This is a genomic window from Actinoplanes sp. NPDC051851 (assembly GCF_040681165.1).
Classification (GTDB): Bacteria; Actinomycetota; Actinomycetes; order Mycobacteriales; family Micromonosporaceae; genus Actinoplanes.
Map to the genome: position 1 here is coordinate 93,959 of NZ_JBFAYF010000003.1, position 12,475 is coordinate 106,433.

Here is a 12,475-nt window from a genome sequence, read left to right on the forward strand (position 1 = left end):
ATCGCTGGGAGACCCGACCATCGGCAGCCGTCCGCCGGGTTGAGGGAAATCACACAGGGAAACCGATAGCGTGCTGCTCCTCGTTCTCGTCGCGTTCCTCGCCACGATCGCCGTCGGCGCCGGCGTCCGGTCGATACGGGTGCGCCGGCGACGCTCTGCTCCGGCCGTACCGGAGGAACCGGAATCTGACCTTGAGGGACTCCGCAGAGCGCTGGCGGAGAAGGACGCGGAGCTGGATCACCTCAGGGCCGACCGCGCCGCGCGTGCGGAGGCCGCTGGAGCGCAGGAACGGCAGCTCAACCAGCGTCTGCGGCGGCGGGCCAAGGAGGCGATCGACGACACCGCGGCGGTGATCGGCGACAAGCTGGAGGTCGTCGTCACGCACGTGGGCGCGGCCCGGTCCGCCACCGACGACACCCAGCGGCGGGTCGGCAGCACCAGCGCGGCCGCCGAGGCCCTGGTCCGGCGGGCCCGCAGTGCCGACGAGGCGGCCACCGCGCTCAACGCCAGCCTGCGGCAGGTGGCCGGGATCGCCGGCGTGATCTCCGGAATCGCCTCGCAGACCCGGCTGCTGGCGCTGAACGCGACCATCGAGGCGGTCCGCGCGGGCACCGCGGGCAGCGGCTTCGCGGTGGTCGCCGACGAGGTGAAGGGGCTGGCGGACACCACCGCCGACTCGACCGAACAGATCACCAGCACCATCGCGGCACTGGAGGCGGACGTGGCGCAGATGGGCGAGACGCTCAGCGCGATCATCCACGACGTCGGCGACATCGAGGAGGCGATGCGGCAGCTGGGCGGGATCGCCGACCGGCAGCACGGCATCGTGCTGGAGCTGCACCGGAGCGTGGACGCCACGATGGCGCAGATCGGCGACCTCGGCAGCGTCGCCGAACGGCTCGAGCGCCGCCGTCACGACCGGGTCGCCGTCGAGGGGAGCGCCCGGCTCCAGGTTCCCGGCACGCCGCAGCCGGTCACCGCCCAGCTGATCGATCTCAGTCAGGACGGCTTCGGCTGCCTGGTACCGGCCGGCGCCCGGATCGCGGCCGGCAACCGGGTGGACGCGGTGCTGACCCTGGACGGCAGGACCCTGACCGCCGGCGCCCGGGTGATGCGCCACCTGCCCCGGGAGGGCGGCGCCGAGGTCGGCTGCCAGTTCGAGGACCTGCCGGAACCGGTCCGCGAGGAGATCGAGGCCCATCTCGGTTCCATCGGCGCTTCGTGACTTTTGTACGGTGGAGACGTGGCGATGGCACGACGCACCGGGCGCCGCCCCGGCAACCAGGACACCCGCGAATCGATCCTGGACGCCGCCCGGCGGACGTTCGCCGAGAAGGGCTACGACGGCGCCTCGATCCGGCTGATCGCCACCGCCGCCGGGGTCGACCCGGCGCTGATCCACCACTACTTCGGCACCAAGGAGAAGCTCTTCCTCGCCGCGATGGAGTCCCCGATGGACCCGGTCGACGTGATCGACGCGGCGGCCGAGGGCGACCCGGCGGAGATCGGCATCCGGTTCGTCCGGGTGTTCCTGTCGATCTGGGACGGGCCCGGCGGGACGGCCGGGGTGGCCCTGCTCCGGTCCGTGGTCGGCACGGAGTGGACCACCCGGCTGTTCCGGGAGTTCATCCTCACCCAGGTGCTGCGGCGGGCCGTACCGAGGCTGGGCCTCGACGAGGCGGAGGGCCCGCTCCGGGTCTCCCTCGCCGCGAGCCAGATGGTCGGGCTGGCACTGGCCCGCTACGTGATCAAGGTGGAGCCGTTGGCGTCCGCGCCGGCCGAGACGCTGGTCGCCGCGGTCGGCCCGAACGTGCAGCGCTACCTCACCGGCGCGCTGTAGCCAGCACCGCGTCCACGTCCTCGTCGTCGAGCTGGCCGAAGTCCTCGTACCACCGGCCCACCGCCATGAAGTCGTCCGGGGCGCACAGGCAGACCACCGTGTCAGCGTCCGGGACGAGCAGGTCCCGTGCCTGCGGTGCGCAGACCGGCACCGCCAGCACCAGCAGCGCCGGTTGCTGGAGGCGCAGCCAGCGCAGCGCGGCGTGCGCGGTCACCCCCGTGGCCAGGCCGTCGTCGATCAGGACCACGGCCCGGCCGGTCACCGGTGGGGTGGGGCGGTCGCCCCGGTAGCGGCGCACCCGGCGGGCGAGTTCGGCCCGCTCCGCCGTGACGGTGGCCGCCATGTCCTCGGCGGTGACCCCGGCCCAGCGCAGGTTGGCCTCGTCGAAGACCGGCGGGCCGTCCTCGGCGATCGCCCCGACGCCGAACTCCTCCCGGCCGGGCGCACCGATCTTGCGGGCCACCACGATGTCGAGCTCCGCGCCGAGCCGCTCCGCCACCGGCGCCGCGACGGGGAGCCCACCGCGCGGCAGAGCGAGGACGATCTTCTCTTCCCGGCTCGTGAGGACGTCTGCCAGTTTCTCGGCCAGCAGCTCGCCGGCGCTGGTCCGGTTTCGGAAGATCATCGCAGAGCCGGCGTCAGGTGCGCGGTCAGCCACTCCCCCGCCTCGGCGGCGACCTGCTCCAACGCGCCCGGCTCCTCGAACAGGTGCGTCGCGCCCGGGATGATCCGCAGCTCGGCCCGGGTCCGCATGGTGTTCCGGGCCTGCTCGTTCAGCTCGATCACCGGCTGGTCGTCCCCGCCGACCAGCAGCAGGGTCGGCGCCCGCACCTCGATCAGCGCCGGGCCGGCCAGATCGGGGCGCCCGCCGCGGGAGACCACCGTGCGTACGCTCTCCGGCCGCGCCGCCGCCGCGACCAGGGCCGCCGCCGCACCGGTGCTGGCACCGAAGAGCCCGACCGGCAACGTCGCGGTGGCCGGCTGGACCCGCAGCCAGTCGATCACCCCGACCAGCCGGTCGGCGAGCAGCCCGACGTCGAATCGCAGGTCCCGGGTGGCCTCCTCGTGCGGGGTGAGCAGGTCGATCAGGAGGGTGGCGAGGCCACGCCGGTTGAGGTCCCGGGCCACCGCCCGGTTGCGCGGACTCTGCCGCGAGCTGCCGCTGCCGTGCGCGAAGAGGACCAGGCCGGTCGCGTGCTCGGCGAGGGTCAGATCACCGTCGAGGCTGGCACTGGCGAGCTCGATCCGCTCCTCGGTCGTCCAGGTGGTCATGTCCCTGTCCTTTCCCGTCCTCTCGGGGGGACGACCTCACGGTACGCCGCCTAAGGAGCAGGGCCCGGTAGCCGATCGGGAGTAGGACGATCGCCAGGAGGTTGCGCCCGATGTCCGTTTCCCGGTTGAGCCGCGCCCAGCAGGCCTACGCCGTGGTGGCCCGCCCGAGCGTGCGGGACCGAGCCCGGAACACCCGTGACGACGCCGGTTACCTCACCGACCGGGACCGGGAGCTGATCTACCAGGCCACCGGCCAGCGGATCGGCGAGGGGCAGCCGAACGCGGGCTGGATCAACTCGCTCGCCGCCGCGATCGCCGCGGACCGGGCGATGGGCCGCCTGGCGCCCGGCCAGGAGATCACCGCGACCTACCTGCACGACCTCTCCCGCCGGTACGACCAGTCCAGCCCCGGCCGGAACCCGGTCGCCGGATACCTGGAACCGGCCCTGCGCTACCTCGCCCAGCGCGGCGGCGGGCGGCTGGACGTCAGCGCCTGACCCGGCCCGTCAGCCGGGGCCGGGTCCGTTCGACCAGGGCCTACGCCACCTCGCGGAGCGTGCGGTTGGTCTCCTGGGAGACCGGCCGCACGCTCAGCGGCGTGGCGTCCGATTTGGTAGAACGTGCACAGCGTCCGATGTAACAGGCCTTGACCAGACGTGTGTGATCGTTAACATCAACGCAACACGATCCGGCTCCACATCCCCCCTGAAGGGAGCCTTTGTCATGTCCCCGATGGCACGACTCGCAGCCGTACTGATGCTGCTGGCCACCGTGCTGCTCCACCCGTCCCCCGGTCAGGCCGCAACGACGTTCACGAATCCGGTCGCCGCCGCCCCCTACGGCGCCGACCCGTGGATGGGCTACTACAACGGCTACTACTACGTGGCCACCACGACCTGGAACTCGCAGATCGTGATCAAGAAGGCGACCTCGGTGGCCGCGCTCCCCGGCGCGGCCGAGTCGGTCGTCTACACCGGAACCGAGACCGCCAACTGCTGCAACATGTGGGCACCGTCGCTGCACCAGCTCACCGGCCCGAACGGGACCCGCTGGTACCTGTACTACACGGCCGGCACCGCGGCGTGCTGCGACAACCAGCACTCGTACGTGCTGGAGAGCTCGGGCACCGACCCGATGGGGCCGTACACGTACAAGGGCCAGCTCGCCGTCCAGGCGAGCAACGGCTGGGCGATCGACGGCAGCGTGGCGACGATCAACGGCAGCAACTACTTCTTCTACTCGTCCTGGGTCGGCACCCTGCAGAGCCTCTTCATCGCGCCGATGACCAACCCGTGGACGGTGAGCGCGTACGGCACCCGGATCTCCTACCCGACGTACGACTGGGAGATGGTCGGCGGGAACACCGAGGAGGCGCCGTACGTCGTCCAGCACAACGGCGTCACGTACCTGACGTACTCGGCCAGCTCCTGCAACACCCCGGACTACAAGATCGGCATGCTGACCCTGACCGGCAGCAGCCCGCTCTCCGCGTCCAGCTGGACCAAGAAGAGCACCGCGATCTTCTCCCGCAGCGACGCGAACGGCGTCTACGGCGTCGGCGGCCAGGGCTTCTTCAACTCCCCCGACGGCACCGAGACGTGGCTGGTCTACCACGCCAACGAGACCACCTCGCAGGGCTGCGGCGCGACCCGGACCACCCGGATCAAGAAGGTCGGCTGGAACTCGGACGGCAGCCCCAACCTGGGCACCCCCGACGCGCTCTCCACCAGCATCACGGCACCGTCCGGCGACCCCGGCGGCAGCGTATCGTTCCCGGTCACCGGCACGGCGTACCGCATCATCAACCAGAACAGCGGCAAGCTCCTCGACGCCGTCAACTGCGGCACCGCCAACGGCACCACGATCCAGCAGTACTCCGACCTGAGCAACAACTGCCAGAAGTGGACCTTCACCAAGTCCACCAGCGGCTACTACCGCATCACCAACGTGAACAGCGGCACGAAGCTCGACTCGGTCAACTGCGGCACCACGAACGGCACGTCGATCGACCTCTGGGCCGACCTCTCCAACGTCTGCCAGGAGTGGTCCGTCACCCCGATCGGCGGCTACTACCTGATCGCCAACCGCTACAACGGCCTGGTCCTCGACGTCACCGACTGCGGCACCGCCAACAACGTCCTGGTCCGCCAGTGGACCGCCCTCGGCAACTCCTGCCAGCAGTGGTCCATCACCCCCTGATCCCCCCGCTCCGCGAGAAGGCGCCGGCTCACGTCGGCGCCTTCACCCTTTCTCCGGTACGCCGTCGCCTCCCCCGCCGCGCGCAAAAGGCGACCCCCTCACGGCAACGCCACCTCCGGCGTCACTCCCGGCCATAGCGCGCCCCCACCTCTCGGCTGGTGCTCAGGGGTGTGTCGGCCGACCCGACACACCCCTGACGACCAGCCAAAACCGGAAGCCGCGCTACGGCCGGCGGTGGCGGCGGGCTCGCGCGCCGGGCAGCGGGCAGCGGGCTCGCGCGGCGGGCGGCGGGCGGTGGGCGGCGGGCGGTGGGCGGTGGGCGGTGGGCGGTGGGCGGCGGGGTCAGCGGAGGGTGTCGAGGAGGCGGTGCCAGTGCGGGAGGAGGGGGGCGGGGCAGGAGAGCTCGCGGATGCCCAGGGCCGTCAGCTGCTCGTGCAGGGTCGGTGTCGGGCGCAGGTCGAGGGAGACCCGGTACGGGATCGAGCGGGCGACCGCCATCGAGACCGACCACTCGGTGAGCTGGGCGACCACCCGGGGGAGGCGGTCGGGCGGGAGCAGGGCGTCGTTGCGGACCGTACGGTCCCAGACCAGGGTGTGCTGGGCCAGGTCGCCGGTGCTGACGTGCAGGAGGTGGCAGTCGTCGAGGAGGTCGGCGATGCCGAGGGCGGCAGCCGGAGTGGCGACGTCCAGGCCGAGGCGCCAGTGGGACGCGGCGGCCATCCGGAAGGCGTCGACCTCGGAGGGCAGCGAGACCATCGGCAGGATCACCACCGGATCGTCGGTGGGTGCCTCGGCGACCAGCGTACGGAAGGAGCGAACGGTCTCGGGGCGCAGGTCGCGGACGCCGCGGCGGCCGAAGGCGGCGGCCGGGGCGGCGGCGCCGGGCTGGTCGAAGTAGCGGATCGCGGGGAGGCGGCGGCCGGAGAGGGCGAGCAGCTCCCAGAGGTCGGCGCGGTCGTCGGGCGACATGGCGCGCAGGTCCTCGGCGCGCAGCGGGGACCAGCCGTCGGCGAGGCCGCCGTAGTCGCGGGCCTCCGCCAGGTCGGTGACCTCGGCGAAGACGCGGAGGTCGCCGTTGTGCGCGGCCGGGGGCGCGGTGGTCGCGGAGTCGAAGTCGACGACGATGTCCTGGCCGAGCCAGCTGTCGTCGACCGCGATGCCGGTGAGGACCGGTACGGGCAGTGCCCACAGTGCCCGGGCCTCCGGCGCATACGGCGTGACCGGCTCCTCCACGACCGCGCCGGAGAGACGTGGCGCGAGGGTGCGGATCAGGTCGACGTCCGGTTTCTCCAGATAGACGATCGCCCGCCCGTAGACGATGTCGTCGATGCCGGTCCGGTCGACCAGGAGACCCCGGTGCCGGCCGAACCCGTACGCGATCCCCGCTGCACGTTCACCCATGATCAGTCGCCACCTAGACACGTCCCCGACGGTGTAAGGGTGGACAGTAGCCCTATCGGGCGGGACGCGCATACCGCGAGAACTGCCGGATACCGAACTGGAACAGGGGCGAACCCCTGTTCCAGTCATCGATGGCCGAACGACGCCTCAACGGGGACCCCGGCCGCCCCCGTCACGATCGTGGTCACGATCGCAGAACCGGTCGTAACCGTTGTCCCAGCCGTCGTCCCAGCCCTCGCGGTAACCGCGGGCGTAGTCCCGGCCGTGGCGGCCGCCGTACGCGTCGGCGTACTTGTCGCGCGGCTCACGGCAGCTGCGCCGGGCGTCGTTCCAGCCGTCGTCCTTGCCGTCCCGGTACCCCTCCCACCAGTCGTGGCGGTCGGCGGCGGAGGTGGTGACGGCGTGGTGCCCGGGCGCGGCGGCTGCGGGTGCGGTCGTCAGGCCCTGGACCAGGCCGAGGCCGCCCAGGAACATCGCACTGCCGAGAGTGGCGCCAACCTTGCGGACGTTCATTTCCTCTAATCCCCCGTATTTGTCGGATCGCTTTCGGGACCGAACCTACGCCCCGCCTCGACGGCCGTCCGGGAAACCAGCGCCACTCGTCCGAAAATACGATTCGGCATCGTTCATACGCCCACCCCGAGCTGCATCTACGCGGGAATCGAAATATCCCCGAAATGAGAGGTGATGATTAAGCGCGGAGGGGAATGCTCACGGCGTACGGGAAGAAATGAAGGCCGGGAAGAGCGGAAAGCCCTTCCCGGCCGAAAAGCGTGCGCCGAGGTCAGCGCTTGGTATAGATGAAGCCGACCTTGTCGACCTCGTCGCCGGTGCGGCCGTGGAAGCCGGCGATCTGCCAGCCGGACGGCGCGGTACGGGTCACGCAGGTCGACGTGGTGGTGCCGCCCGCGATGCTGTTGCCGAGGTTGGTGGTGAACTTGGCGTAGAAGATCCGCGTGTGCGAGCTGTAGACGCCGCTGCAGAGGTACGCGGTGGTCACGTATTCCCCGCTGCTCAGCGTGCGGGAGACCGCGGTGCCGCCGGTCCCGCCGTGGCTGAGTGTGGTGCCGTTGGCCAGCGTGAGGTTGACCTGGTCGACGCGGGATCCGGCGCGCAGCCCGATCGTGGTGGCCTGACCGCCGGCCGGCACCGCGTCGATGTCGTTGTAGTAGTCGCCGTGCGGGCCGCCGAACTGCTCGCTGAGCTGGTACGACGAGCTGACCGACCAGTCCAGGTTGACGTGGATCGGGTCGTGGTCGGAGAGCATCAGCCCGGTGCCGTCCTCGAGGAACGCGGCGTGCTCGTTGTGGTAGTACGACGCGTTCAGCGTGACCAGCCTGCTGCTGCGGTAGAGGATCTTGTCGACCACCTCGCAGGTGTCGGTGATCGCCGACTCGTCGCAGACCAGCGCGTCGGAGCCCTTGGCCGGCGCGACGCCGCCGCGCTGCAGCTTGACCCACGCGTCGGTGAGCCCGTTGTTCGCGACGAACTCGGCGATCGTGTCCCCGGTCCGCGTGTAGCGGGTGTTGGTGTCGCCCATGACGACGACCGCGTTCCCGTTGGAGTGGGTGCCGATGAACGCGGTGATCTGCGCCAGGTTGTCGGCCCGGGACTCCAGGTCGCCGTCGTTGGTGCCCGCGTTGGTGTGCAGGTTGTAGAAGTCGACGTACACACCCTCGGCGAGTTGCGTACGCATGAAGGTGAAGCCCTTGGGGGTCAGGCAGTCACCGGAGTCGTACTGGCAGGAGTCCCAGCCGACCCGCTCGAAGTCGTCGCCGTCCCACGCGTACGACGACACGGTGTTCAGCCCGGAGCCGATGCCGGCGCCGCCGCTGGTCGCGGTCCGGTACGTGTGGGTGTCGGTGGCGTACAGGTAGGCGTGGTAGTTGAAGTCCTCCTGGACCTGGACGAGGTCGTAGGGGGAGAGACGCTGGCCGATGGCCGTCGTCGCGGTCGCCCGATCGGTCTCGGCACTCGAGATGATGTCGGGGAGACCGGCGATATTGTAGGAAAGAAGCTTGAGAGTCCCGGTGCTGGCCGCGGAGGCGGCGGTGGCCGGAACGGCGAGGACGGCAGCGGCCGTGAGGGCGACCGCGAGGGGGATCCGTGTCTTCAACACGAATCGGAAGGTAAACACCTGAACGCCCGTAAGGGAACCCTCGTCGTGATCATCGATACCCTTGGTCATGTGTGGGCATCGCCGCGTTGAGGGATGTTCACGTTCCCCCCACGGGCCGTTAGCTGCGTGTTCTCAACGCGCGCTAAGGCTGGGCCGCGATCTTGCCCCCACCACGTGGAGTCTCCCCATGCCCGTGAGCCGCCGGACCATCCTGCGCGCCTCCGCCGCCGGTTTCCTTGCTGGACCGAGCGTCCTCGCCGCCTCCCCGGCCTCCGCCGCTCCTCTTTCCACCACCGCCGCTTCCACCGCCGCCGCTTCCACCGCCGCCGCGTTCGTCGACAGCTACCAGACGAACACCACGGCGAACCTGACCGTCGACACCAATGCCGCGGTCCGGATCCTCTCCGGCTTCCAAACCGTCTGGTCCACCGGCACCGCGTGGAACACCGGCACCGTTCTCGACGAGGCCTTCCTGCGCGCCAGCATGCGCGGCGCCATCACGATCACGTCGAAGCGGACGCAGGCCGAGGCGGACAAGGCGTTCGTCGTCGACCGCCAGCACCAGAGCTACTCGGTGATCGCCGGACTCGGCCCGCTCGCCGCGCTCTACCGCTCCGGCGCGCTCGCGGTCACCGGCATCACCGCCGCGCCCGCGACCACCCCGGCCACCACGATCAGCGACGCGGTCCCGGCGGACGCCCCGGCCGGCTCGGCGATCGGCGCCGGCTCCACCTCGTCCGCGCTGGGCAGGGTGGTCACCCTGGTCAACACGCTGCGGGGCAACTACTCCTCGGGCAACCCGAGCAAGTACGCGTACCAGTACCCGCGCCCGTGGCGGATGACGCTCGCCAACAAGGTCGTCGACACCGGCGTCCTCGACGAGTTCGGCTTCCCGGTCTACGACTCCGAGGTCAAGGTCGTTCCGACGCTGCTGCGCCAGCGCAGCACGTCGCCCACCGACGACGCCGGTTTCGTCAGCGGTCACACCAACGCCCTCTTCCTGGCCTCCCTCTCCTATGCGTACGCCGTACCGGAGCGGTTCCAGGAACTGGTCGCCACCGCGTACGACCTGGCGCACACCCGGATCGTGGCCGGCATGCACTCCCCCGTCGACGTGATCGGCGGCCGGATCCTGGCCACCGCGCTCGCCGCCGGCATCCTGAACGACCCGGCGAACGCGTCGGTCAAGGCGGACGCGCGCGCCCAGGCACTCGCCTACTTCCAGGCCCAGGCGGGCACTTCCGGGGTGTTCGACTTCGCCCACTCCTACGTGGACGAATACGGCGACCGGTCCGCGAACGCCGCGAACATCCGGCACAAGCACACCTACGACCTGCCGTCGCACGGCAAGCGGGTTCCGTTCACCGTGCCCAAGGGCGCCGAGGTACTGCTCGAGACCCGGCTCCCCTACCTCGACGCGGAGCAGCGGCGCGAGGTCCTGCGCACCACCGGGCTCGCCTCGGGCCACCCGATCCTGGACAGCACCGAGCAGTGGGGCCGGATCAACCTGTTCGCGGCGGCCGACGGCTTCGGCGCGTTCGACGCGACCGTCGCGGTCACCCTCGACGCGGCGCAGGGCGGCTTCGCGGCGAAGGACACCTGGAAGAACGACATCGACGGTAGGGGCGGCCTGGTCAAGCTCGGTTCGGGCGAACTGGCCCTCTCCGGCGACAACGACTTCCGCGGCGGTGTCACGGTGGCCGAGGGAACGCTGACCGCGGCCTCGCGGACCGCCCTGGGCGGCGGCGACGTCACCGTCTCCGGCGGCACGCTGAAGCTGGAGGCCGGCGGCGTGAAGGTACGCGGCGGCTTCCGGCAGAGCGCGGGCACCCTGGTCGCCTCGGTGGACGCCGAGGAGAAGACCCCGCTGACCGTCGACGGCGAGGCGGTCATCGGCGCGAACGTGGTGCTCTCGATCGCGGCGGGCAAGCACTGCGACCCGACGATCCCGGTCCTCAAGGCGCGCAGCGTCCGCGGCAGGTTCGCCAAGGTCGTGGTGACCACGGCGGGCTACCGGGCGGACCTGGTGTACACCGGCGACAGCGTCGCGGTGCGCGTACGCAAGGGGTAGAAAGCCGTTGAAGTGCCCGGCCGGTCGTCGATGTGCTTGACAAACATCGATGACCGGCCATTGGATGTGACCATGCGCCGGAAATGCACGGCCGTCCTCGCCGTCGTTCTCGCCCTGGTCACCGTGCTGAGCGCACCGGCCAGCGCGGCCACGACCTGCGCCGCACCGGTCCCGAGCACCACACACGCCGGGTACACCGTCTTCGATCCGGCCTGCAACGTCGACGGCACCGCGTTCACCGCGCTCGCCGGGGCCCGCGTCTGGACCGGGATCCGGGGCGGTGCCGGGTACCGGATCGAGGTGCCGCGGAACTGGAACGGGCGGCTCGTGGTCTGGGCGCACGGCTACCGCGGCACGGGTACCACGGTCTATGTGGACGATCCCGACCTGCGCGCGTTCTACGTGCAGCAGGGCTATGCGTGGACGGCGTCCAGCTACGCGACCAACGGGTACGACGTGGGCCAGGGCGTCCGTGACTCGTACGCGCTGATCGATGTCTTCCGGCAGGTCACCGGCCGGGTCGCGAGCTCGGTGATCATGTCCGGCAAGTCGATGGGCGGGCACGTCACCGCGGTCGCCGTCGAGGAGTACCCGCGAGCCTTCGCCGGCGCGATGCCGTACTGCGGCGTGCTCGCCGACACCTCACTCTACGACTGGTTCCTGGACGCGAACGTCACCGCCGCCGCCCTGGCCGACGTGAAGATCGACTTCCCGCTGGTCCCGCCCGCCGACTACCAGACCACGTGGCGGGAACAGGTGAGCCGGATCCTGCCCGCCCTCGGCCTGACCGCGGGTGCTCCCCCGGCGCTCACCCCGGCCGGCCGGATCTGGTCCGAGGTGGCCGAGCAGCGCACCGGCGGTGAACGCCCCGGGTTCGACGCGGCCTTCGCGTACTGGAACACCGCCACGTCGCTGGACCCGCTCGCCGACCTGCCGTTCCTGTTCGGCCTCTACCCCGGCCTGACCGGCGGCACCGGCAGCATCGCCCCCGGCAACGTCACCGACAACCAGGACACCTGGTACAGCACCTCCGGCGGCCGGCTGCCCACCATCGCCGACCTCAAGCTCAACGCCGAGGTCCTCCGGGTACGGCGCACCGCCACCGCCGACCCGGGCCTCTCCGGCATCCCGGCGGTCGACGGCCGCCCCTCGGTCCCGGTCCTCTCCCTGCACGACATCGGCGACCTGTTCGTACCCTTCTCGATGGAGCAGGAGTACGCGGCCCGGGCCGCCCGCAACGGCCGCGCGAACCTGTTCGTCTCCCGCGCCATCCGCGGCGTCGGCCACTGCGATTTCACCCAGCCCGAACTCCAGCAGGCCTTCACCGACCTGACAGGCTGGATCCGCACCGGCCACCGCCCGGCCGGCGACGCCATCCAGGACCGCCGAACGGTCGCCTCCGCGTCTTTCGGCTGCCGTTTCACCATCGGCGTACGCCCGGAGTTCACCGCACCCACCTGCCCCGTCACCACGCCACCGCACTCCCCGCGAAATCACGGGTGACCCGCATTCCGATCACGGATTCCCGGACATCCCCTCCCTGGCCGGGGATACGGCGATGACGGCAATCCGG

The 12,475-nt window shown here is 71.0% G+C and carries 11 protein-coding genes; 6 read left to right on the plus strand and 5 right to left on the minus strand.

Annotation, left to right across the window (positions count from 1 at the left end; translation table 11 throughout):
* Positions 1 to 70: 70 nt before the first annotated feature.
* Complete coding sequence (locus AB0M08_RS04485) at positions 71 to 1,225, plus strand: methyl-accepting chemotaxis protein (protein WP_364488273.1); 1,155 nt, start codon at positions 71 to 73, stop codon at positions 1,223 to 1,225.
* Positions 1,226 to 1,249: 24 nt separating this feature from the next.
* Positions 1,250 to 1,840, plus strand: a complete 591-nt coding sequence (locus tag AB0M08_RS04490) for a TetR family transcriptional regulator (RefSeq protein ID WP_364488942.1) — start codon at positions 1,250 to 1,252, stop codon at positions 1,838 to 1,840.
* Here AB0M08_RS04490 and AB0M08_RS04495 read toward each other — a convergent pair.
* Both AB0M08_RS04495 and AB0M08_RS04500 read right to left on the minus strand, forming a co-directional pair.
* On the minus strand, positions 1,824 to 2,465 hold the full coding sequence (locus AB0M08_RS04495) for a phosphoribosyltransferase family protein (RefSeq protein ID WP_364488276.1): 642 nt from the start codon (positions 2,463 to 2,465) through the stop codon (positions 1,824 to 1,826). The genes AB0M08_RS04490 and AB0M08_RS04495 overlap by 17 nt on opposite strands.
* Positions 2,462 to 3,112, minus strand: coding sequence for a dienelactone hydrolase family protein (locus tag AB0M08_RS04500; RefSeq protein ID WP_364488279.1), 651 nt, complete (start codon positions 3,110 to 3,112; stop codon positions 2,462 to 2,464). Before AB0M08_RS04500 ends, AB0M08_RS04495 begins: the two co-directional genes overlap by 4 nt.
* A 110-nt stretch (positions 3,113 to 3,222) precedes the next feature.
* Here AB0M08_RS04500 and AB0M08_RS04505 point away from each other — a divergent pair, with 110 nt between their 5' ends.
* Together AB0M08_RS04505 and AB0M08_RS04510 are read left to right on the plus strand one after the other, a co-directional pair.
* Positions 3,223 to 3,609: a hypothetical protein gene (locus tag AB0M08_RS04505; RefSeq protein WP_364488281.1), complete on the plus strand. Its 387-nt coding sequence runs from the start codon at positions 3,223 to 3,225 to the stop codon at positions 3,607 to 3,609.
* A gap of 235 nt (positions 3,610 to 3,844) precedes the next feature.
* On the plus strand, positions 3,845 to 5,311 hold the full coding sequence (locus AB0M08_RS04510; RefSeq protein ID WP_364488284.1) for a family 43 glycosylhydrolase: 1,467 nt from the start codon (positions 3,845 to 3,847) through the stop codon (positions 5,309 to 5,311).
* A 342-nt stretch (positions 5,312 to 5,653) separates the two neighbouring features.
* Here AB0M08_RS04510 and AB0M08_RS04515 read toward each other — a convergent pair whose 3' ends face one another.
* From AB0M08_RS04515 to AB0M08_RS04525, 3 genes are all read right to left on the minus strand, one after another.
* Complete coding sequence (locus AB0M08_RS04515) at positions 5,654 to 6,712, minus strand: putative PEP-binding protein (RefSeq protein ID WP_364488287.1); 1,059 nt, start codon at positions 6,710 to 6,712, stop codon at positions 5,654 to 5,656.
* Between the two features lie 147 nt (positions 6,713 to 6,859).
* Positions 6,860 to 7,225, minus strand: coding sequence for a hypothetical protein (locus AB0M08_RS04520; RefSeq protein ID WP_364488289.1), 366 nt, complete (start codon positions 7,223 to 7,225; stop codon positions 6,860 to 6,862).
* 271 nt (positions 7,226 to 7,496) lie between these two features.
* Positions 7,497 to 8,831: a jacalin-like lectin gene (locus AB0M08_RS04525; protein ID WP_364488292.1), complete on the minus strand. Its 1,335-nt coding sequence runs from the start codon at positions 8,829 to 8,831 to the stop codon at positions 7,497 to 7,499.
* Between the two features lie 187 nt (positions 8,832 to 9,018).
* Between AB0M08_RS04525 and AB0M08_RS04530 the strand changes: the two genes are divergently transcribed.
* Positions 9,019 to 10,902 (plus strand): phosphatase PAP2 family protein, encoded by a 1,884-nt coding sequence (locus AB0M08_RS04530; protein ID WP_364488295.1) that lies wholly within the window; start codon positions 9,019 to 9,021, stop codon positions 10,900 to 10,902.
* A gap of 72 nt (positions 10,903 to 10,974) precedes the next feature.
* Positions 10,975 to 12,405, plus strand: coding sequence for a phthalyl amidase (locus tag AB0M08_RS04535; protein ID WP_364488298.1), 1,431 nt, complete (start codon positions 10,975 to 10,977; stop codon positions 12,403 to 12,405).
* Positions 12,406 to 12,475: the final 70 nt, after the last annotated feature.

What these genes read in the sequence shown, in the direction of transcription:
- AB0M08_RS04490 (WP_364488942.1), top strand. Translation starts at nt 1,250, where the DNA reads ATGGCACGACGCACCGGGCGCCGCCCCGGCAACCAGGACACCCGCGAA.
- AB0M08_RS04495 (WP_364488276.1), bottom strand. Translation starts at nt 2,465, where the DNA reads ATGATCTTCCGAAACCGGACCAGCGCCGGCGAGCTGCTGGCCGAGAAA.
- AB0M08_RS04500 (WP_364488279.1), bottom strand. Translation starts at nt 3,112, where the DNA reads ATGACCACCTGGACGACCGAGGAGCGGATCGAGCTCGCCAGTGCCAGC.
- AB0M08_RS04505 (WP_364488281.1), top strand. Translation starts at nt 3,223, where the DNA reads ATGTCCGTTTCCCGGTTGAGCCGCGCCCAGCAGGCCTACGCCGTGGTG.
- AB0M08_RS04510 (WP_364488284.1), top strand. Translation starts at nt 3,845, where the DNA reads ATGGCACGACTCGCAGCCGTACTGATGCTGCTGGCCACCGTGCTGCTC.
- AB0M08_RS04515 (WP_364488287.1), bottom strand. Translation starts at nt 6,712, where the DNA reads ATGGGTGAACGTGCAGCGGGGATCGCGTACGGGTTCGGCCGGCACCGG.
- AB0M08_RS04520 (WP_364488289.1), bottom strand. Translation starts at nt 7,225, where the DNA reads ATGAACGTCCGCAAGGTTGGCGCCACTCTCGGCAGTGCGATGTTCCTG.
- AB0M08_RS04530 (WP_364488295.1), top strand. Translation starts at nt 9,019, where the DNA reads ATGCCCGTGAGCCGCCGGACCATCCTGCGCGCCTCCGCCGCCGGTTTC.
- AB0M08_RS04535 (WP_364488298.1), top strand. Translation starts at nt 10,975, where the DNA reads ATGCGCCGGAAATGCACGGCCGTCCTCGCCGTCGTTCTCGCCCTGGTC.